Raw genomic sequence first — 21,341 nt, 5'->3', positions numbered from 1 at the left:
CCTTATAACGAGTGATAGCCAATATGAGTCGTCAAGGTATGCTTTTCTTTCGGTTGAAGTGTTATTCCAGACGAAAGGCAAGGAGCATGGATGGTTGACTCAACACAAAGCATGGTGAGATAGGCATCGTCCTGCATGTCTCCCATAGAGTGAGAGCCTGCTGCCCAAGGGTTCCATAGCACTGCTGAGTTATGGCCACTGTTCTCGACCAACGTTTGACGTTTCAATACCGGATCAGTCACCGTGATTTTGTCTTCTGGTTGGGTGTAAACTCGGTCAATAGTGTCAGTCAATTGAAGCACGTCACCACCTTGGCAAATTTTGCTGTCAAGTAACTTATCGATATACTCAGCGCCCATCCCAGTGGTTGTAACTTGCTCGATATCACCGACGTTTAAATAAGAGTGTAGTGCGCCCGAGAAGGTCCAGGCTTTGGCATCGGTATTGATTATTTCAAGTTGTACATCCAAAGTATCGGAAATCGCAACATGGAGTAAGAGTGAAAACTCATACGGCCAGATAGCACGAGTCTCATCATTTGCGGATAACCCTAGAGTGACAACCACTCCTTCGTCGCTTTCTCGATGTTCGACCAATGACCACTCTTGAATCCGAGCGAAGCCATGTGCTGGGTTTGCGATACGACCAAACCATGGCCAGCAGAGTGGTATACCACCACGAATTGCGGTCTTACCGTCTAACTTAGACTCTTGACTCATCCAAATGAGATCGTCTTGACCATTTGGTGCAAAAGAGACGACATGTCCACCAAATAAAGAGATAGCGGCAGTGGCTTTCTCATGCAAGACTCGAATCAGCTTTAATTGCTGGTATTCTACAATTGAAATGTTATTTGATAGTGCCGTTAAGGCTGGAAGAGTTGAAAGATCCATAACATCAATTCCTTTTTGTTTTCTGCGAACAACAGGCACACGGAATGTAAGTAATTTTTAATGAGAAGTGTGGATGATCACAGAGTGAGTGTAGTGAATTTATGCAAATAAAAAGGCGACCAAAGGTCGCCTTTATAAACAAGTATTGCTAAACGCTACTCTTATTTAGAGATGTGTGCGATTAGGTCAAGAACTTTGTTTGAGTAACCGATTTCGTTGTCGTACCAAGATACAACTTTAACGAATTTTTCGTTAAGAGCGATACCAGCAGCAGCATCGAATACAGAAGTACAAGTTTCACCGATGAAATCTTGAGAAACAACAGCGTCTTCAGTGTAACCAAGAACACCAGCCATTTCGCCTTCAGAAGCTTCTTTCATTGCTGCACAGATAGCTTCGTAAGAAGCACCTTCTTTAAGGTTAACAGTAAGGTCAACAACAGAAACGTTAGCAGTTGGTACACGGAAAGCCATACCAGTTAGAAGACCGTTTACTTCAGGAAGTACAACGCCTACAGCTTTAGCAGCACCTGTTGAAGATGGGATGATGTTCTGAGAAGCACCACGACCACCGCGCCAATCTTTAGCAGATGGACCGTCAACAGTTTTTTGAGTTGCTGTAGTAGCGTGAACTGTAGTCATAAGACCAGACTCGATACCGAACTTGTCGTTAAGTACTTTAGCGATAGGCGCTAGACAGTTAGTAGTACAAGAAGCGTTAGAAACGATATCTTGACCAGCGTAAGTGTCGAAGTTTACACCGTTAACGAACATTGGAGTTGCGTCTTTAGATGGACCAGTAAGAACTACTTTCTTCGCACCAGCAGTGATGTGCTGACGTGCAGTTTCGTCAGTTAGGAAGATACCAGTTGCTTCAGCTACAACGTCAACACCGATTTCATCCCATTTAAGGTCTGTAGGGTTACGTTCAGCAGTAACACGTACAACGTTACCGTTTACTACTAGGTTACCGTCTTTTACTTCAACAGTACCGTTAAAACGACCGTGAGTTGAGTCGTACTTAAGCATGTATGCCATGTATTCTACGTCGATAAGGTCATTAATACCTACAACGTCGATGTCATTGCGCTCTACAGAAGCACGGAATACGAAACGACCGATACGGCCAAAACCGTTGATACCTACTTTAATAGTCATTATTAGTTGCTCCACAACTTAATTTATGATGAAAGATAAACTGGTAGTAAAATTACAGAAACCAGTAACAATTCGCAACCGATAATCGGACTTAACTTGTTTAATGTCAAAAAAAAACTTAGCTTTTTTTTGCTATCGGGTGCGAGAGATTATATTTTTTACTTGCTGTTAAACCGTTCTTAGTTAGTTATGAGTACATAATCAACATTTCATTAGTACTGTTAAACATATCAATGAATATTGTTAAGTCTAGGAAGTATGTGCTACAACATGTGATCAGTGCAAGTATTTCAGTTAAAAATTACAGTTTATTGATACAACCATAAGGATAAATCGGTAGTGGATGATGTGTTTAATCAGGTGAAAAAGTCGGACGAATATTGGCGTCAACACCTTACTGAGGAAGAGTTCGACGTTTGTCGATTGCGTGGGACTGAAGCGCCATTTAGCGGAAAACTTCTCCATAATAAAAGTACTGGATTATATCATTGTACCTGTTGTTCAACAGAGTTATTTCGCTCAGAGAATAAATATGATTCAGGGTGTGGTTGGCCTAGTTTTGATCAGCCAATAACTGATTCTTCAGTACGTTATATCGTTGATAATAGCCATGGAATGGTGCGTAAGGAAATACGCTGTGCATCTTGCGATAGTCATTTGGGCCATGTGTTCGATGATGGCCCTGACACCACTGGTATGCGGTATTGCGTTAACTCGGTGTCATTAATTTTCAAAAATGATGATACAAATTGATCAAATGTTGTGCTTTGTTGTTAAATAGCGTGAGCGTTGTCTAACTATAGATCTATTCAATATAATCGGGAATGATATCAGAACGATATTTTCCTTGGTTGATCGCGCTTGTTACATCTGATGCGATGTCGTCGAGTTGGTCTAGTTTGTTATCGTCAAAATTGTAGAGTAAATCTAATTGATCCTGTTCAACGATGGGCACGCCAAACTCTTTTGCAACCATGGCCCATACGTACGATAACTCTTTACGTTCTATTAGCTGATTGATACTCGCGAGTGATTGTAGAATTTCGGTATTCAACTCCTTTGGGCCAGTCGTGAGTTCGAGAGCACGATTCAGTAATTTAACGGTTTTGTGGGGGTCTATATCAATATAGAAAGTCGCAAGCGCATACTGTAGTCGCGCTGTCTGTAGGCTGGGAGATCTCTCCATTTGAAGAAATTCTCTACGTGCTTCCTTATCGTTATTTTGACTCCAAAGAAAATAGAGAGCTTCTGGTGTTTGGAATTGGTGGAGCTCATTCGTTAATTTGTCGAGGTTTTTGCTCGCATTAACTAATGCCTCAAAACGCCGTTGTTTTAGAAGTGGTTTATCGATAGGTTGAAGTTGGGCTGCAACTTCTAAACAAACGCGGTACTGCTGGGTTAATTGATATTCTTTGATTTTGTTAATGTCACTAGGATCGCGTAACACGGCTCTGCGATGCCAAATCAAATCGGTTCGGGTGATTCGACACTGACCATCATTAATGTTGAGTTCGTCACAGCGAAGCTCAGGAGTGGCTGCACACAACTGCTTGGTATCACGTTTATTTTCAAAACACCCTGATAAGAGAACGGATAATATGACAATTAGGCAGAGTTTAAGTTGTGCATTAATCATAGGCTTGTGATCTATCACTCCGATTTATTTTTCTCAACTTGACGCAGGAAATATAGCGGCTATGTTGGTAAAAAACTTAAGAGAAATTTGTTATGAATGTTCAACAATTGGTCGATACAATCACTCCTGAAGCATTTCAACGCATTGTCTATGCCGTTGAAACAGGTAAATGGCCTGAAGGCAACGTTTTGTCACCGGAGCAAAGAGAATCTTGTATTCAAGCAATGATGCTTTACCAATCTAAGCATAATAAACAACCTGAACATATGACAGTTGCCGCGGGCGGAGAATTGCACATTAAGTCCAAAAATGAGTTCAAACAGTCATTTTCTCGTTCAGAGGATGACATCTTGCGTGTCAATCCTAACGATTCCGAATAAGCTTTACCAAACAAAGGTAACAGGTGAACCAGGCCAGGATGTGAGGTTTTAGTATTACAATGACATTTCACCACGTAACACAAGTTGCATTTGTCGCTTCACTTCTTCATAGCCGAGCTCTTTACTTAATAAGTAATGCAGTTTGGCTAACGCCGCTTCTGGGGTCATGTCGTAGCCACTAATTACGCCAGCATCAGCAAGAGAACATCCTGTTGCGTAGCCTCCCATATTTACTTTTCCCGCCAGACACTGAGTTAAGTTGATCACAATGACACCGCGATCGGACGCTTCCTTTAGTTGAGCTAGTAACTGCGGGTTTTGAGGGGCGTTTCCGACCCCAAAGGTAAGTAAAATCATCGCATTAACAGGTTGTTGCAGTGTATTTCGAATAACCTCATGCGATATTCCAGGATACATCGTAATCACTCCAATAGGCTGAGGGATTATTCGACTAACCTTAAACGGTGCGGGGGCGGGTTCGTTTAGCTGCACACCGCTGCTGAGTTTAATGTTGATTCCTGCTTCGAGTAGCGCCGGTAGATTAGGCGATGTAAAAGCGCTGAAGCCATCCGCATGGGACTTGGTACTTCGATTTCCCCTCATTAATTGGTTATTAAAAAACAGAGTCACCTCATTGATGGGGTAGTTCGCAGCAATATGTAAGGCGTTAAGTAAATTGGCTTGACCGTCTGAACGTAGCTGCGCAAGCGGAATTTGAGAACCTGTCACGATTAGTGGCTTGCCGAGATTTTCTAACATAAAAGACAATGCGGATGCGGTGAAAGCCATAGTGTCGGTACCATGGAGGATCACAAAACCATCATACTTTTCATAATTGTCACGAATGTCATCTGCAATTTGCTGCCAATCTTTAGGGCTCATATCTGATGAGTCGATAAGTGGGTCATACTCATGAATGGTGTAGTGGGGCATTTCTGAACGGTGAAATTCAGGCATGCTTTCAAGCTGTTTTTTCATGTAGCCCGCAACAGGAACAAAGCCATGATCTGACTTTTGCATACCGATAGTGCCGCCTGTATAGGCAATGTAAATGTGTTTTCTTGTCATGAAAAGATCGACGATTTAATTGAGGGGGGTGAGTGGATTATAGCGAATTATACTGCAATAAAAAGAGGAACCTCAAAAGCCATATCTGGTACGGATTTAGAATTTGAAGTTCCTTCTCTAGAATAAATTTAAACGTTATTCTGTCTGGCAGGTTAAGCAAAATGCGTACTGCCCGTAAGGGTCATTAAACTGGTTTAGGAGAGAAACATCTGCGAGTACTTGATTCGAAACGCCTTTTAGTGCTGGAGGAATAATGCTCTCAAGTTGAATACTTATATGACTTTGAGCACCAGAAAGTAGCTCATTTAGGACCTGTTCAGCCATTGACTCAGGCTCTTTTAGCCATTGCAGCTTATAGTCACTAATGTCTGCGAGTGTTGCTGCAGCACTGACAGCATCATCAAAATCGCCTAATTGGTCAACCAAACCAAGGTTTAACGCATCTTTTCCGGTCCATACACGGCCTTGAGCAATCTTATCAACTTCCGCAAGTCCAATATCTCGGTTTTCTGATACAAGAGAAATAAAGGTCTGATAACCATTCTCTATGGCAAGTTGCATCGTTTGTTGAGCGCTACGAGATAAGCCTTTTGTTACGCTTTCACCTGAGAATAACGTTGTACCCACACCATCAGTGGAAACTCCCAGTTTTTCCATAGCTTTTTCAAACGTAGGGATTACTGAAAAAATACCTATTGAGCCGGTGAGTGTCGTCGGTGAGGCGACAATTTTATCCGCACTCATTGCAATCCAATATCCTCCTGAGGCCGCTAGGCTAGACATTGATACGACTACCGGTTTGTTTACGGCTCTCAATTCTTCGATCTCGTTACGAATAACTTCGGATGCAAATGCACTGCCACCCGGGCTATCTACTCGCAATACCACAGCTCTAACGTTTCTGTTTATCCGCGCATTGTGCAGTTGGGCGGCAATATCGTCGCCACCTAATCGACCCGCTGGTTGATGCCCATCCATAATGGCACCACTGGCGACGATAACGGCGATTTGATCGGAGGAACGCGATTGAGAGAAATTAATCGTCGATAAATAGTTGTACAAACTAACGCGTTGATAACTACCATCATGGTCGCTACCAAATATGTCAGAAAGTTCTTTTCTAATCATTGGTCGAGTAGCTAACTCATCAACCAAACCTAAATTGAGAGCCAATGTTGCCATATTGCCATTAGCTTGCTTGAATTGATTGATAAATTGTTTTTCGGTTAATTTTAAAGATTGAGGCTCAATTTTACGGTTGGTGCTAACACTCTCTAGATAATGATCCCATAGTTGATTTAACCACACGAGGTTAGCTTGTTTGGCATCAGCGGACATTCCGTCGCGAATAAAGGGTTCGACCGCCGATTTATATGTTCCAACACGAAAAACGTGAGTTGTCACATCCATCTTTTCTAGCAGGCGGCGGTAATACATCGGATAACTACTGTACCCTTTTAGTAGAACACCTCCATTTGGGGAGAGGAATACTTTGTCGGCATAGCTTGCAAGGTAGTACTGACTTTGGCTATAAAAGTCGCCAGAGGCATAAATAGGCTTTCCAGCCGTTTTAAACTCTTGCAGTGCTTTCGCAATGTAATCAAGTTTTGTGATACTCGTATTTGCCATATTGCCGAGGCTGAGCACGATTCCAGTAATATTATCATCACTTTTTGCAGCGCGAATGGCGTCGACAATATCAAACAGGACGTTTTCTTGAGGTAGGGATTGTCCTAGCACCGAATTGCCTAGTGAATCGATAGCACTAACACGAGTGCTTTTCTCAACAATCGGGCCACTAATATTCAAGACTAATGCAGAAGGCTCAATAATAGACTGCTGTGTCTCAGTCTTTTGATTGAACGAGACAAATATTAGGGCGATGATTGCAATGAAAATGAAATTAGCAAGTGCGACTCGAGTAAAGGTGATCCCTTTCCAAATTGTTTTTATTATCCAACCGAGGTTTTTCAACAGCATATTTTTTTTATTCTCCGCTAATTGTTCTCTAATTGAGATATTAGCTTGGTATGTTTTTGAGTTGATAGTCATCAATCCTACGTGATTCAGTATAATAGAACAAATGTGCTGCTAGTACTGATTGAGGATCATATCGATGGTATTAATAAAATGTAGTCAAAAAAAGCGAGATAATCAGAGATTATCTCGCTTTATTTTATTTTTCGATGTTTTATAAGATAACCGTTTTATTCCCGTGGACGAACACATGGTCGTTTAGAACTTTACTAAGAGCACGGCTTAATACGTTTTTCTCGACATCACGACCTGCTTGTGCCATATCTTTCGCACTGAAGGAGTGATCGACCGGAATAACGTCTTGTTTAATAATTGGACCTTCATCTAAGTCATTGGTAACAAAGTGCGCTGTTGCACCAATAATTTTCACACCACGTTGAAATGCTTGAAGGTACGGCTTAGCACCTATGAAAGCAGGCAAGAAACTGTGATGAATATTTACAATTCGCTTATCGTACTTCTCGACAAAGTTCGGAGTAAGTATGCGAATATACTTTGCGAGAACCAAATAATCGGCTTGATATGGGTCGATAACTGCACTTAGCTTTTCTTCGTGCTCTACGCGGCTGAGGCCCTCATGAGAAACATAGTGGTAAGGGATATCAAAACGTTCAGTCAGTGAGTGAAGTGTATCGTGGTTACCCACTACGGCGGCAATTTCAACATCTAAGCTGCCATCGTAGCTTTTCATCAAAATATCACCTAAACAGTGCGCTTCTTTTGTTACAAGAATAACGATTTTCTTTCGACCAGAGCTCACTAATCTGTGCTCAGCGCCGTCAGGGAGGGCATGAGATAGATCAGCGAGTAACGTACGATCATTAAAGTATCCTTCAAGCTCGGTACGCATAAAGAAATGGTTGGTTGAATTATCAACAAATTCATTATTGTGAACGATGTTAAGTTCATGTTTGTAACAAATATTCGTGATCTTAGAGATAAGACCCGGTGCATCATTACAATGTGTAAGGAGCGTTTTCTTTTCCATTAATAGGGGTTCCGGCGACATTTTTTAGCTTCAATTGTTGAATAGGAGTGTGGTAAGCGACGAGTCGCTTCTCACTATAGGCGCTATAATTAATCTATTCTACCGAGACTTTCAACTGAATACCCAAACTAATTTACCTTGTCTTGATTTAACCAATCATTGTGGTCGTCATTTTTGTTGTCAATTTTTTATGATAAGACCTGACATTAAGTGAAGAACAACGAGTATTCGTAGGTCTATTTTAAAGTGATAATTGAGTTCGCGCAGTTGGTTTAAACCTGCCATAATCCCTGTATTGATGACAGACGCTTTCTACTATGATTACCAAAGCATTCTCTTCCCAAGGCGCATTGGGCAAAGCCATTCACGGATTTCAACCGCGACAAGCTCAGATTGATATGGCGGTTGCGGTTGAACAAGCGATTCAGCAACAAAGTCAACTTGTGGTTGAAGCCGGAACGGGGACAGGAAAAACCTTTGCCTACTTAGTACCCGCCTTATTGAGCAATCAAAAAGTCATTATCAGTACGGGTTCAAAAAACCTTCAAGAGCAGTTGTTTCACAGAGACTTGCCTCTGATTAAGGAAGCATTGGGCTTTACAGGTAATGTTGCCTTACTAAAAGGACGGTCGAATTATCTGTGTCACGATCGTTTAAGTCGACAAATTGTCGAAACACACCAACCCGATGTTGACTCACACTCACTTGGACAACTGGTAAAAGTGCGCAGTTGGTCGTCAGAAACGAAAACGGGTGATTTGGGAGATTGTGATGCCATTGCCGAAGATAGCCCTATCATTTCTAGTATTACCTCAACAAATGATAACTGCTTAGGAAAAGAGTGCCCTAGCTTTAGCGATTGTTTTGTATCTAAAGCACGCCGTAAAGCGATGGAAGCCGATGTCGTCGTGGTAAACCACCATCTATTTCTAGCAGATTTAGCAATCAAGGAAACTGGCTTTGGGGAGCTTATACCTGAAGCGAGTGTCTTTATCTTCGATGAGGCCCACCAATTACCTGATATTGCCAGCCAATACTTTGGTCAGTCGTTGTCGACTCGGCAACTTCAAGAACTCGCAAAAGATATTGAAATTGGCTACCGCACTGAAGCGCGCGATATGCGTCAGTTGCAAAAAGTCGCGCAAAAAGTACAGCAAACAGGAGCAGATTTGCGAATTGTACTTGGTGATTCGAACTTTCGTGGCAATTGGCGTGAGGCCTTAGAGAAAGTTGAAGTGCAGCAAGCCATTGAACGTTTGAATGAGTCTCTAGATTTTGCATTGGAAGTACTTAAATTAGCACTGGGAAGAAGTCAGTTATTGGATACCGCATTTGAGCGAGCGTCCAACATTAAAGGGCGACTGGAACGTGTTTGTGACGTCAGTATTCCCGGGTATTCTTACTGGTTTGATACCACTCCGCGTCACGCTTCTTTAAATATCACTCCGCTTTCTGTTGCGGATAAATTTCATGAGCAAATGGGTTTACAACCCGGGGCATGGGTATTTACTTCAGCAACACTGGCAGTAAATAATGACTTTGGCCATTTTGCCAATCGTTTAGGACTTACGCCCAAGCAGCAGTTTTCGTTGCCCAGTCCATTTGATTATGCGACTCAGGCGCGTTTGTGTGTGCCACGCTACTTGCCAGAACCAAATAGTCCAGATATGGCTGAAAAGCTAGTCGAATATCTTTCTCCAGTTATTGAGAGTAATCAAGGGCGTTGTTTTTTCTTGTGCACATCTCACAGCATGATGCGTGATTTGGGTGAGCGGTTTCGAGAGCGTCTCGACTTACCGGTATTACTGCAAGGTGAAACCACAAAGCAAAAAACGTTAGCGGAATTTATGACATTGGGCAATGCACTCTTAGTCGCGACAGGTGCATTTTGGGAAGGGATTGATGTTAGAGGAGATACACTGAGCTGTGTTATTATCGACAAATTGCCTTTTACTGCTCCTGATGATCCATTGCTGAAAGCAAGGATTGAAGATTGTCGGATACAAGGGGGCGATCCTTTTGCACAAGTTCAATTACCCGATGCCGTTATTGCTTTAAAGCAAGGTGTTGGGCGCTTAATACGCGATACCTCTGACCGTGGAGCTTTAATTATTTGTGATAATCGTTTGGTTACTAGACAATATGGGGCGCTTTTTTTGAAAAGTTTACCGCCTATACCTCGCACAAGAGATTTGAATATCATTGCACAATTTCTTACGCAGTCAGAGTGCAAATAGCCTAAATATAGAACCGTATAAATAGAGAACAATATAAGCATGAAAATTCTAGCAATTGATACTTCCACGGAAAACTGTTCCGTCGCTTTGGTGAACGATGAGTCGTATTTCGTCCGCCGAGAAGTAGCGCCACGTGACCATACAAAGAAAGTACTACCTATGGTGGATGAAGTATTAAAAGAGGCTGGAGTCGTACTTTCTGAGCTTGATGCGTTGGCTTTTGGTCGGGGCCCAGGGAGTTTTACTGGCGTGCGAATTGGTATCGGTATCGCCCAAGGACTGGCTTTTGGCGCTGAGTTGCCAATGATTCCTGTGTCTACGCTTGCTGCAATGGCGCAGGGGAGTTATCGAGAATCCGGGAGCGATTGTGTTGCGAGTGCCATTGATGCGCGTATGTCAGAAGTGTATTGGGCAAGGTATGAGCGTCAGTCAGACGGCGATTGGGCATGTGTCGGTGAGGAAGTGGTGATTCCACCTCAGCATTTAGTTGAGTTAACAAATGACGATAAAGTATGGACGCAGGCGGGCACAGGATGGAATGCCTACCACGACGCATTATCTGAGCTACAATTAAAGACGATATCAGGAAACGTACTGTATCCCGACGCCGAAGATATTGCTTTTTTGGCTAGATTTGCTTTCGCCAAAGGAGAAAGCGTAACGGTCGAGGAGTCGAGTCCTGTGTATTTACGAGATAAAGTAGCGTGGAAAAAATTGCCGGGGCGCGAGTAGCATAACGGCAGGGGAATAGTATGGTTTCGATTAACAATTCAACTAACTTTGTGTTGCTCAATAATAGCACTAACCTTAACTCGACTAACTCGAATCAAGGGCAGGGTGTTGTTCGCAATACGATGGCGAACGCTAACGTTAGTGGAAGCAACTCGACATCTTCAATTCAGTCTACGGAGAAAAGCCACACTACCCAGTCGGCTCAATCCGTACCGAGTGCAGATAACCGATCAGTTGCTACGTCACCAAGCTCAAAAAATGCCGTTGCTAGTGCCGTTGCTTTATCGGTCAAGGCAATGAAAAGCGATGACTATCAACAAAGCCAAGTGCAATATGATCTTCCAGAAGGAAAATCGCGTAAAGCAATGCAACAGTATTTTGACGTTATGTCGCACAACAAGAGAGAAGAGTTATCTCAAATGTTGGGTGTCGACATGTATGTTTAGCCTCTTTAGGTGTTGGTTACTTTCCTTTCAATTTAGAACTTCATCATGACATTTCAAACATCATTGCGCGCCTTTTATGTCGACGTAGAACCCATCAAAATTGCCTGTGTTGAGTACGGAACCCCTTCAGCCGACAAACCCAGTATTGTCTATCTTCATGGTTGGCTTGATAACGCAGCTAGTTTTTATTCGGTGATGGAGCACGTCGCATTAACCGAGCCAAACACTCACCAAGTGGCATTTGATCTTGTCGGTCACGGTCACTCAAGTCACAAAGATTTGAGCAATTTTTATCCTTTTCACGACTATATCGATGATCTTCATCAGCTTTTACGTAAATTATCTCTCAAAAGTTGCGTTTTGGTGGGTCACTCACTTGGTGGATTAATAGCGAGTTGCTATAGTGCCGCCTTTCCTGAGCAAGTGCTCGGCCTAATTCAGATTGATGGTATTGGCCCTTTAGGCGAAGAGTCTCATAATGCGGTCGATCGACTGCGTAACGGGGTGATTAGTCGCCATCGTGTTCGAAGTAAGCCGCGTAAAGGATACGCCAGTTTTGATGCTGCGTTAGCGCACAAAGTGAAGACGACGCAGTTAGATCAATCGTTGGTTTATGCTCTTGTTGAGCGAGGTGTTGAATGCTCGGATCAACAGTGGCGATGGAGAGCAGACAGTAAATTAAGCGCCCAGTCGCTTTATCGAATGTCATGTGAACAAGTTGAACATTATTTAGCGCAGATAGAAGTGCCATTCGACATTGTCGTGGCTGAGAATGGTTTGGTGACGCAACGTAACGATCTATCGCGTTGGCGGCCCGATCATGTACAGATACACCATTTCTCTGGTGGCCACTATTGTCATTTAGAGCATCCGAAACGTTTAGCGCAACTCGTTTGTTTACATTGGAACTCAATATCATTTCAACAATAAAAATAATCGGCAACCATGCCAATATTTAGGAGTATCGACGTGGAAAAGCCATGGTTAAAACGTTATCCCGATGGGGTACCGGAAACGATTAACCCTGATGAGTATTCATCGTTAATCGAAGTATTCGAACAGGCCGTAGCTAAGTACGGTGAGCAAACCGCATTTATTAATATGGGCGCGACGATGAGTTTTCGCCAACTTGAGGAACGTAGCCGTGCTTTTGCTGCGTACCTTCAAAATGATCTCAAGTTGGAAAAGGGCGATCGTGTTGCCCTGATGATGCCTAATCTATTGCAATATCCGGTCGCATTATTTGGGATTTTGCGCGCTGGTATGGTGGTGGTAAATGTGAATCCACTCTACACACCTCGAGAGTTAGAACATCAGTTAAATGATGCTCAAGTGAGCGCGATTGTTATCGTGTCTAATTTTGCCAACTCCTTGCAGCAAGTGATAAAGCGCACTTCCGTTAAACACGTCATCATAACCAATCTTGGTCAAATGTTGCCTCGTGTCAAAGGCACCGTGGTGAATTTCGTGGTGAAGTACGTTAAGCGTATGGTACCAAAATACTATATGCCGGGTGCGATTTCGATGCGAAAGGCGGTGCGAAAAGGTCGTGATCTTCCGTATACCAAGCCAGAGATAAGTAGCTCCGATACGGCGTTTTTACAATACACCGGTGGCACCACTGGTGGTTCGAAAGGTGCGGTATTAAGTCACCGAAATATGGTGGCTAACTTGATGCAGACGAGAGCGGCTTATGGTGCGGCTTTGACATCTGGAAAAGAGTTAGTGGTAACCGCATTACCGATGTATCACATCTATGCATTGAGTGTGAATTGCCTACTGTTTTTGGAAATGGGTGGCTGCAATCTATTGATTACCAACCCACGTGATATTCCGTCTTTTATCAAGGAACTAAAAGCTCACAATGTGACAGCTATGACTGGCGTCAACACGTTATTCAATGCATTGGTTAACAATAAGGAATTTGCTGAAGTTAACTTTGATCATCTTCATCTATGTGTGGGTGGTGGTATGTCGGTACAGCGCGCGGTGGCCGAAAAATGGAAAGAGATCACTGGGCTTCATCTTCTCGAAGGATATGGCTTAACCGAATGCTCTCCATTGGTGGCGGGAAACCCTTATGACACTAAAGACTACACTGGATCGATTGGCGTACCCGTACCTTCAACCGAGGTTCGTTTAGTCAATGAACATGGCGATGTGGTTGGCTTTGATCAGGTTGGCGAGCTACAAGTTCGAGGCCCGCAAGTGATGGCGCAGTATTGGAACCGACCGGAGGACACGAAAGAAGTCCTGGATGATGAAGGTTGGGTAAGTACTGGCGATATCGTACGTATGGATGAGCAAGGGCTGATTTATATTGTCGATCGCAAAAAAGACATGATTTTGGTCTCGGGTTTTAATGTTTACCCTAATGAGATCGAAGAAGTCGTTGCCATGCACCCTAGCGTAATCGAAGTGGCTGCGATCGGCCAACCTCACGAAGTGTCGGGAGAAGTGGTGAAGCTGTATGTGGTCAGAAAAGATCTCAAGCTCAGTGTCGACGATATTATTGCTCATTGCCGTAAGAACTTAACCGGTTATAAAGTTCCTAAGTTAATCGAATTTCGTCAAGAATTGCCGAAATCGAGTGTTGGGAAGATATTACGCCGCGCACTCCGTGAAGAAAATAATGCTAAATAAGTGACTTCACTAGATCAATCCGTAATAATGCCGACACAACGTCGGCATTATGCATTTATAAGCCACACATCAAATAAGAGAAGCAATTAGGTGAGTTATCAAATAATTACCCACTACGAGGATCTAGTGAAAACCTGTCAGGCTGCCAGATTGGCAGACACTGTGATGCTTGATACCGAATTTGTTCGAATTAGAACTTACCATCCCCGCTTGGGATTGATTCAATTATTTGATGGAACGACTACATCATTGATCGACCCCGTTGCGATTTCAGACTTAACTCCGTTAGCAGAATTGCTGCAAGACACCTCAGTACTCAAAGTACTGCATGCTTGTGGTGAAGATATTGAAGTGTTTCAACATGCGTTAGGTTGTGTGCCAACCCCAATGATTGATACCCAGATTCTTGCTGCGTTTCTAGGTTATGGCGTCTCTACTGGGTTTGCAGCATTAGTGAAAGAGTATGTGGGTGTTGAGTTGGATAAAAGCGAATCTCGAGCCGATTGGATTGCGCGCCCTTTAACGGTAAAACAGCTCGATTACGCTGCGGCAGACGTGATTTATTTGGCCCCGCTATACACTGCCTTATTGGAAAAAGTGCAAGAAAAAGGGTGGTGGGAGTCTGCACTGCAAGAGTCTCAGTTACAAATCGATAAACGCTTACAAACAACCCCAGACGAGTTAGCGTACGTTGATATCAAAGGGGCGTGGAGCCTGAAACCCAGAGCATTGGCAACCTTACAACTTCTTGCCAAGTGGCGTCTCCATGAAGCACAAAGGCGAGATCTTGCGCTCAACTTTGTTATCCGAGAAAACGATCTTCTGCAAATTGCTCGTTTGGAATTATCCAGTGAACAGAGTATGGCGCAAGAAGGTATCGATCAGATGGCGTTAAAGCGTCATGGTCGAAAACTCATCCAGTTGGTTAAGCAAAGTGGTGATGTGGCCGAAGCAGACTATCCTGCTGCGATTGTTCCATTGAATGATTATCCCGGTTATAAACAGCTATTTAAGACCCTTAAAGACAAAGTGAAAAAAGCGTCGGAGCAAAGTGGATTATCGCCAGAATTTATTGCTTCTCGTAAGCAAATCAATCAGCTCATTAGCCATCAGTGGAAAGCCGAAGGCAAACGAAGTGAGCAACTACCCGATTTGATGAAAGGATGGCGCAAAGAGCTTGTGGGGCTAGTGCTGCAAGAACTTATCCCAACTGCACCCAAGATGTAAACGTTAACTGTGTATTTGATGATGTCGAAGAATTAACACAGGTAAAGATGCGAAAGTAATAATAAAAAAGGGAATCGATTGATTCCCTTTTTTGGTTTTTGAACCTGAACTACTTCACTTCATCTGGAAGCTTGACGTTGAGCTCAAGAACGGAAATATCGTCATCTTTTGAATCAAAAGAGAGATCAACCATATTGGGATCAATGTCGACGTATTTTGCAATCACTTCAAGAATGTCTTTCTTCAACTGCGGAAGATAGCTTGGCGCTGGATCTTCCTGACTTCTGCGTTCTGCAACAATGATTTGCAAACGTTCTTTAGCAACATTCGCGGTGGCTTTTTGCTTAGGACGAAAAAACGAAAGTAATGACATATCGCTTAACCTCCGAATAGTCGTTTGAAGATGCCTTTTTTCTGTTCAGTCAGAAAACGGAATTTCACTTCATTACCTAACAGGCGCTCAACGGCATCGCCATAGGCTTGGCCAGCACTAGACTCTTCGTCAAAGATGACAGGTACGCCACTGTTTGATGCATTCAGTACCGCTTGGCTTTCTGGAATAACACCTAGCAATGGAATGTGAAGAATTTCTTCCACATCTTCTACGCTTAACATTTCACCTGTCGTCACTCGAGCTGGGTTGTAGCGAGTAATCAATAAGTGTTGTTTAACAGGCTCTTCTGCTTGTTCAGCACGCATCGATTTTGAATCTAATATGCCAAGGATACGGTCTGAGTCACGAACAGAAGAGACTTCAGGGTTGGTGGTGATGATAGCTTCATCGGCGTAGTAAAGTGCCATCAATGCACCTTGTTCGATCCCTGCAGGTGAATCACAGATAACGAAATCAAAGTCCATTTCACTGAGTTCATTAAGAATGCGCTGAACGCCTTCTTTGTTAAGTGCGTCTTTATCACGTGTTTGTGATGCAGGAAGAATAAATAGGTTCTCTGAACGCTTATCTTTAATTAGCGCTTGATTAAGCGTTGCTTCACCGTTGATAACGTTAACGAAGTCATAGACGACGCGACGCTCACAACCCATGATCAAATCGAGGTTACGCAGACCGATATCGAAATCGATCACAACCGTTTTTTTGTCTCGTAATGCCAGTCCAGCGGCAATCGCTGCACTTGACGTTGTTTTTCCTACACCACCTTTACCTGATGTAACAACAATAATGCGTGCCATTTGTTTTCCTTATTTATTCTTATACTGTGAGAAGATCGACATTTAAGGTATCGGTCGTTGTGGTAACGACGACATGCTTTTGCCAAAGTTCTTCACCAATTTGATCACTAACCCAGTAATTTCCAGCGATGGAAATCAGTTCTGCTTGCAGGTCGCTACAAATAATTGTGGCGTCTTTATGACCTTTTGCTCCGGCAATCGCGCGTCCACGCAATGTGCCATAGATATGGATAGAACCGTCCGCGATAACTTCTGCGCCTGCGCCTACGTTATTAAAAATCATTAAATCACAATTCTTAGCGTAGATTTGCTGACCAGAACGTATTGGCGTGCGGATAATCTTCGTCGGAATCATTTCTGGTTCCGACGCTTGAACAGGTGCCGCCTCAACTTGAGCGCGAGGCACCGGTTTCTCGGCTGGTTCCTCAATCGCAACTTTTGGTGTTTTGCTTGCTTTTAATACGGCAAGGCCGGCATTTGTCGCTTCTTCCTGAATTCGTTTATCTTTGAATCCAGTGATGCCGACAGGGATTAACCCAGCTTGAGATATGCCATCTTTTAGCGCGTGATAATCGATGTCTTCTTCCACTTGAGAGATATCAATCACAATTGGAGCTGAAGAGAAAAAAGCAGGAGCTTGTGCTACTTTCTCCTTTAGGAAATCGACGACATTGGTAATTTCGTTATCTGCCAAGTGGAGTACTGACAACGTAAAACTACTGCCTTTTAGGTCAGGAGATGTAGACATTAAAAATATAGACCTCAACCAGTGAAACAATTCAGAAAGGAACTTGCCTGAAACTAGACTTGCCATGTTATATTCACTGTATGAATTCAGCAAGTTATCTGACTTTTAATTGACTCAAATTCACACAAAATAGCAAATGAATTCTATTTTGCGACATCACTTCAAGTAAACTGATTAAAAACTAGGAAAGTTACGCCATGCTCTGCACTATTTACAAAGGTTCCAAGAAGGAAGGTGCTTACCTTTATATTCTAAAGAAAGATGATTTCTCTGCTGTACCTGAGCCATTGATGACTATGTTCGGTAAACCGACACTCGTAATGACAATGCTTCTTGATGGGAAAACACTTGCCCGTGTGGATGTGGATAAGGTGACCGAATCGCTCACCAATGACGGTTATTTTTTGCAAATGCCACCGCCACCAGAAAACCTTTTAGAAGAACATAAATTACGCAAGAAAGAACAAAATAAAAGCTGACAGATAACAAGGAGAAATAATGAGATTGAGTTGGTCAGTTGGATTAGGCATGTTGCTCAGCCTACCATTAAGCGCAAATGAAGTTCCGTTCGATACCTACATTGAAGGGCTAAAACAACAAGCGCAACAGGAAGGGATCAGTCAAAATATCATCGATCAGGCATTTGAAGGCGTAACCCATCGACCTAGAGCGGTTAAGGCAGACAAAAGCCAGCCTGAGAAAAAACTGACATTGGATCAATATATCCCACGTGCGGTACCGCAATGGAAAGTGGACCAAGCTCGCGAACTCTATGACAAGCATTATAAAGATTTGCAGCGCATTGGTGATGAATATGGCGTTCAACCGCGTTTCATTGTTGCCTTGTGGGGGGTGGAAAGTAATTTTGGTCGCTTTACCGGCGGGTACAAAGTTATCGATGCGTTGGCAACGATGTCGTACGACGGTCGCCGAGAAGAATTCTTCCGCAAAGAAACCATGGCTGCACTGAAGATCCTTGAGGAAGGGCACATTTCTATCGCAAACATGAAAGGCTCATGGGCCGGAGCGATGGGACAATGTCAATTTATGCCAAGCTCATTTTTGAACTTTGCAGCCGATGGTAATGGCGATGGTAAGAAAGATATCTGGACCACTGAATTGGATGTCTTCGCGTCTGCCGCAAATTATCTAAAACAATCAGGTTGGGATGATGATTATACTTGGGGTCGTGAGGTAAAAGTACCAAAAGGAGTGAGCCGCGATTTAGAAGGTCGTACCAAAGACAAAGCTAAATACCTCCAGCAATGGGGTGAATTAGGCGTTACTCGTCTCAATGGCAATCCACTGCCCAAGTTAGATGAAGATATTCATGCGTGGTTAATTCGTCCTGATGATGTAAATGGACGTTCGTATCTCATCTACAACAACTACAATGTGTTAATGAAATGGAATCGATCGTATTACTTTGGTGTTGCTGTGAGTACGTTGGCGGATCGAATCGTTCGTCGCTAAATTAGTGTTTTACTCTGTTCTAATATTCTCTAGAGATCAAATAGCCCCAATCGTTGTGAAACGGTTGGGGCTATGTGTATTTTAAGGCGTTCTTTGATGCTTTAGTTACAGCACTTTATTTGGTGTGGAACTGCTCACAGGCCAATAAGGTATTTTCAATCAAACTTGCCACTGTCATTGGGCCAACACCCCCAGGAACTGGGGTAATAAAACTGGCTTTGGTTTTTGCAACGTCGTACTCAACATCGCCCGCTAATTTTCCAGATTCGAGTCGGTTAATGCCGACATCGACTACAACGGCGCCTTCTTTGACCCAATCACCGGGAATGAAGTTCGGTTTTCCGACGGCAACAACAAGTAGGTCGGCCTGTCTAACGTGACCTTCAAGATCTTTGGTAAAACGATGGCAAGTTGTTGTGGTACAACCCGATAACAGAAGTTCCAGTGTCATTGGGCGACCAACGATATTTGATGCACCAACGATCACGGCATGTTTACCACGAAGCTCAATGTTGTAGCGCTCTAAAAGGGTGACGATACCTTTAGGCGTACAAGAGCGAAGCTTTGGCATACGTTGTGCGAGTCGGCCAACGTTATAAGGGTGAAAACCATCGACATCTTTTTCGGGAATAATACGCTCAAGAACTTGAGTGGACTCTAAGCCAGCAGGAAGAGGGAGTTGAACCAAAATACCATCAATCTCAGGGTCGTCATTCAGTTGATCAACAACTGCAAGCAACTCTTCTTGCGTGGTTGTCACCGGTAAATCATACGATTTTGAAACAAACCCAACTTCTTCACAGGCACGACGTTTGCTACCTACGTAAACCTGAGAAGCCGCATCTTCTCCGACTAATACCACCGCGAGGCCAGGAGCTCGTAGTCCTGCTTCAACACGCGCTTTAACGCGAGCCGCCACTTCCGAGCGTACCGTTTTAGATATTAGTGTTCCATCGATGTTTTGAGCTGTCATGGTTTTCCTTTCACATTTTTTCGCAAAAAAATTTGAGCGCATTGTCGCAGATTATAGCGTGATATTCCACAGGCAAACGTTTGCTAATGGTGCGTATTTCGCGTTAAATTTTTGGATGTGCTAACTTTTTAGGCACTTAGGTGAGAATATCTGATAAAGCGATTGATTTACGCTTCGTTACTCGTATAATTCCCTCCATCAGCGCGCCCTTAGCTCAGCTGGATAGAGCACCTGCCTTCTAAGCAGGTGGTCACAGGTTCGAATCCTGTAGGGCGTGCCATTTATTCCATAAAACCCCGATAGCTCAATGAGTTATCGGGGTTTTGTCATTCAGGAGGAACCTCGGTGACGCCTGCGCTCAATAAAGACGCTTTTCCTTTCAGTATTTCCGCTTAATTATTGTCGAGGCTAAATACTGACGCCTAATTGCTTGTTAATAGTTTCACCTTTTGATGTTATCTTAACGTTGTGCACTTGCCAGACCCCCAGAGTTTTCAGAAACGCAACTTTCAATAGAGCGAACCTTCCGTTATCTTTTTCAATAATGTAGCTTTCTTCGATTATAAAATCACCAAGAGCTTTGCTTTGAACTGGATGTACTGCAAAGATTTTTGTAGAACCAATAATCTGATCAAACAACCCACCTACCACTGAAGGGAGTTTCTTACGTAGTTTCTTATTTTTTGTAAATTTAAGTAGACTCTCTATTAAACAGTTTTCCCCTTGCACACCACCAGGCAAACAGGAAGTAATCAAATCTTCAAATTGTCTGGGCGCAAGAGGTTGATCTGCACGAGCAGAAACGCTCAATAAACAAAGTAGTATTAGGGTGGCAACTAACTTCATTGTGTTTCCTCAGTGTGTGAATGTCAGTGAATATTCGATCATGTAAGAATAATCTAACTAGCCATTGTACACGTTGCTAACTATATGGTTTTGCGGAGGATCAACTTACCACAATGCGAACAGAGCATATACTGCGAGTGAATGGGACGTTATAAAACCTATGGAAAGTACAGTTGTAGAAATTCGAGAAATAACAATCTCTGATTACCATGAGATGATTAGCCTGTGGAATCAATCGGAAGAAATAACTCTTCGAGATGCTAATATCCGTGGATTACTTATCTGTCAAAAAGTAGCGCCTACCTTACATCATCCGTTGTGACATCTGTCTTCAGTCTATGTACGTGGTTCAATATCGTAAAACGGTATTGCCATCTTAACGCCGTCGGTGGTTGTGCTACGTTCGATGCTTGTGTAACCACTTCCTAAATTAGGTGTATCGCATAGCTATCTAGGCACCTGTTGAGTAATACAATGGATATTGCCGCCACCTAATAAAATTTCACGTGCTTTAATACCAACAACGTCATGGCCGGGAAAGGCAGTTTCTAGTATCGTTTTTGCGGCATCGTCAAACTTGTCGTCTAGATTAGGGAAAATAACTTGACCGTTACTGATTAAAAAGTTGGCATATGATGCCGCGAGACGTTCTCCTGATTTGCGCTC

At 43.1% G+C, this 21,341-nt stretch carries 22 protein-coding genes and 1 tRNA gene; 11 read left to right on the top strand and 12 right to left on the bottom strand.

Annotated features, from left to right (window positions below; translation table 11 throughout):
• Nucleotides 1-2: 2 nt before the first annotated feature.
• Together ACXJY6_RS16795 and gap are read right to left on the bottom strand one after the other, a co-directional pair.
• Complete coding sequence (locus ACXJY6_RS16795; protein ID WP_458769040.1) at nucleotides 3-893, bottom strand: D-hexose-6-phosphate mutarotase; 891 nt, start codon at nucleotides 891-893, stop codon at nucleotides 3-5.
• A 161-nt stretch (nucleotides 894-1,054) separates the two neighbouring features.
• A complete protein-coding gene (gene gap / locus ACXJY6_RS16790) occupies nucleotides 1,055-2,050 on the bottom strand; it encodes a type I glyceraldehyde-3-phosphate dehydrogenase (RefSeq protein WP_458769039.1) in 996 nt (331 codons plus the stop codon).
• Nucleotides 2,051-2,389: 339 nt separating this feature from the next.
• Here gap and msrB point away from each other — a divergent pair, with 339 nt between their 5' ends.
• Nucleotides 2,390-2,803 carry a peptide-methionine (R)-S-oxide reductase MsrB gene (gene msrB / locus ACXJY6_RS16785; protein ID WP_458769038.1) on the top strand — a complete coding sequence of 138 codons (414 nt, stop codon included), beginning with the start codon at nucleotides 2,390-2,392 and terminating at the stop codon, nucleotides 2,801-2,803.
• 52 nt (nucleotides 2,804-2,855) lie between these two features.
• On the opposite strand, the gene ACXJY6_RS16780 is transcribed toward msrB, so the two are convergent.
• The gene (locus tag ACXJY6_RS16780; protein ID WP_458769037.1) at nucleotides 2,856-3,686 is read right to left on the bottom strand and encodes a DUF2989 domain-containing protein; all 831 of its coding nucleotides are present in this window, start codon (nucleotides 3,684-3,686) and stop codon (nucleotides 2,856-2,858) included.
• A 92-nt stretch (nucleotides 3,687-3,778) separates the two neighbouring features.
• Here ACXJY6_RS16780 and ACXJY6_RS16775 point away from each other — a divergent pair, with 92 nt between their 5' ends.
• Entirely contained in the window at nucleotides 3,779-4,066 is a 288-nt protein-coding gene (locus ACXJY6_RS16775) for a YeaC family protein (RefSeq protein WP_458769036.1), read from the top strand.
• Between the two features lie 54 nt (nucleotides 4,067-4,120).
• Here the strand turns inward: ACXJY6_RS16775 and ansA are convergent, their stop codons facing one another.
• The 3 genes from ansA to purU form a co-directional block, all read right to left on the bottom strand.
• Nucleotides 4,121-5,134: an asparaginase gene (gene ansA / locus ACXJY6_RS16770; RefSeq protein ID WP_458769035.1), complete on the bottom strand. Its 1,014-nt coding sequence runs from the start codon at nucleotides 5,132-5,134 to the stop codon at nucleotides 4,121-4,123.
• A 135-nt stretch (nucleotides 5,135-5,269) separates the two neighbouring features.
• Entirely contained in the window at nucleotides 5,270-7,114 is a 1,845-nt protein-coding gene (gene sppA / locus ACXJY6_RS16765; protein ID WP_458769034.1) for a signal peptide peptidase SppA, read from the bottom strand.
• 211 nt (nucleotides 7,115-7,325) lie between these two features.
• A complete protein-coding gene (gene purU, locus ACXJY6_RS16760) occupies nucleotides 7,326-8,159 on the bottom strand; it encodes a formyltetrahydrofolate deformylase (RefSeq protein WP_458769033.1) in 834 nt (277 codons plus the stop codon).
• Between the two features lie 317 nt (nucleotides 8,160-8,476).
• Between purU and ACXJY6_RS16755 the strand changes: the two genes are divergently transcribed.
• The 6 genes from ACXJY6_RS16755 to rnd all read left to right on the top strand — a co-directional run bounded on the left by ACXJY6_RS16755 (nucleotide 8,477) and on the right by rnd (nucleotide 15,444).
• On the top strand, nucleotides 8,477-10,396 hold the full coding sequence (locus ACXJY6_RS16755) for a DNA repair helicase YoaA (RefSeq protein WP_458769032.1): 1,920 nt from the start codon (nucleotides 8,477-8,479) through the stop codon (nucleotides 10,394-10,396).
• Nucleotides 10,397-10,429: 33 nt separating this feature from the next.
• On the top strand, nucleotides 10,430-11,128 hold the full coding sequence (gene tsaB / locus ACXJY6_RS16750) for a tRNA (adenosine(37)-N6)-threonylcarbamoyltransferase complex dimerization subunit type 1 TsaB (protein WP_458769101.1): 699 nt from the start codon (nucleotides 10,430-10,432) through the stop codon (nucleotides 11,126-11,128).
• A gap of 20 nt (nucleotides 11,129-11,148) precedes the next feature.
• Entirely contained in the window at nucleotides 11,149-11,574 is a 426-nt protein-coding gene (locus ACXJY6_RS16745; protein WP_458769031.1) for a chromosome partitioning protein ParA, read from the top strand.
• Between the two features lie 45 nt (nucleotides 11,575-11,619).
• A complete protein-coding gene (locus ACXJY6_RS16740; RefSeq protein WP_458769030.1) occupies nucleotides 11,620-12,504 on the top strand; it encodes an alpha/beta fold hydrolase in 885 nt (294 codons plus the stop codon).
• A 39-nt stretch (nucleotides 12,505-12,543) separates the two neighbouring features.
• Nucleotides 12,544-14,217, top strand: a complete 1,674-nt coding sequence (fadD, locus tag ACXJY6_RS16735; protein WP_456052512.1) for a long-chain-fatty-acid--CoA ligase FadD — start codon at nucleotides 12,544-12,546, stop codon at nucleotides 14,215-14,217.
• A gap of 90 nt (nucleotides 14,218-14,307) precedes the next feature.
• Complete coding sequence (gene rnd / locus ACXJY6_RS16730; protein ID WP_458769029.1) at nucleotides 14,308-15,444, top strand: ribonuclease D; 1,137 nt, start codon at nucleotides 14,308-14,310, stop codon at nucleotides 15,442-15,444.
• A 109-nt stretch (nucleotides 15,445-15,553) separates the two neighbouring features.
• Here the strand turns inward: rnd and minE are convergent, their stop codons facing one another.
• Genes minE through minC form a run of 3 tightly spaced genes read right to left on the bottom strand, consistent with a single transcriptional unit; the run spans nucleotide 15,554 to nucleotide 17,383 of the window.
• Complete coding sequence (gene minE / locus ACXJY6_RS16725) at nucleotides 15,554-15,817, bottom strand: cell division topological specificity factor MinE (protein WP_456052510.1); 264 nt, start codon at nucleotides 15,815-15,817, stop codon at nucleotides 15,554-15,556.
• 5 nt (nucleotides 15,818-15,822) lie between these two features.
• On the bottom strand, nucleotides 15,823-16,635 hold the full coding sequence (gene minD / locus ACXJY6_RS16720; protein ID WP_456052509.1) for a septum site-determining protein MinD: 813 nt from the start codon (nucleotides 16,633-16,635) through the stop codon (nucleotides 15,823-15,825).
• A 19-nt stretch (nucleotides 16,636-16,654) separates the two neighbouring features.
• A complete protein-coding gene (gene minC / locus ACXJY6_RS16715; RefSeq protein ID WP_456052508.1) occupies nucleotides 16,655-17,383 on the bottom strand; it encodes a septum site-determining protein MinC in 729 nt (242 codons plus the stop codon).
• Nucleotides 17,384-17,580: 197 nt separating this feature from the next.
• Between minC and ACXJY6_RS16710 the strand changes: the two genes are divergently transcribed.
• Nucleotides 17,581-17,862, top strand: coding sequence for a YcgL domain-containing protein (locus ACXJY6_RS16710; RefSeq protein WP_456052507.1), 282 nt, complete (start codon nucleotides 17,581-17,583; stop codon nucleotides 17,860-17,862).
• A 19-nt stretch (nucleotides 17,863-17,881) separates the two neighbouring features.
• A complete protein-coding gene (locus tag ACXJY6_RS16705; protein ID WP_458769028.1) occupies nucleotides 17,882-18,856 on the top strand; it encodes a lytic murein transglycosylase in 975 nt (324 codons plus the stop codon).
• A gap of 115 nt (nucleotides 18,857-18,971) precedes the next feature.
• Here ACXJY6_RS16705 and folD read toward each other — a convergent pair whose 3' ends face one another.
• The gene (gene folD / locus ACXJY6_RS16700) at nucleotides 18,972-19,829 is read right to left on the bottom strand and encodes a bifunctional methylenetetrahydrofolate dehydrogenase/methenyltetrahydrofolate cyclohydrolase FolD (protein ID WP_456052505.1); all 858 of its coding nucleotides are present in this window, start codon (nucleotides 19,827-19,829) and stop codon (nucleotides 18,972-18,974) included.
• A 203-nt stretch (nucleotides 19,830-20,032) separates the two neighbouring features.
• Between folD and ACXJY6_RS16695 the strand changes: the two genes are divergently transcribed.
• A tRNA-Arg gene (locus ACXJY6_RS16695) sits at nucleotides 20,033-20,109 on the top strand.
• Between the two features lie 128 nt (nucleotides 20,110-20,237).
• On the opposite strand, the gene ACXJY6_RS16690 is transcribed toward ACXJY6_RS16695, so the two are convergent.
• On the bottom strand, nucleotides 20,238-20,675 hold the full coding sequence (locus tag ACXJY6_RS16690; RefSeq protein ID WP_458769027.1) for a hypothetical protein: 438 nt from the start codon (nucleotides 20,673-20,675) through the stop codon (nucleotides 20,238-20,240).
• A gap of 447 nt (nucleotides 20,676-21,122) precedes the next feature.
• Nucleotides 21,123-21,341: agmatine deiminase family protein (locus ACXJY6_RS16685; protein ID WP_458769026.1), on the bottom strand; the 219-nt coding region annotated here is incomplete at its 5' end.

The sequence above is a fragment of the Vibrio phycocola genome, from assembly GCF_054404255.1.
Note: the sequence above shows the minus strand (reverse complement) of the source record. Positions and strands in the feature narration are given on the sequence as shown.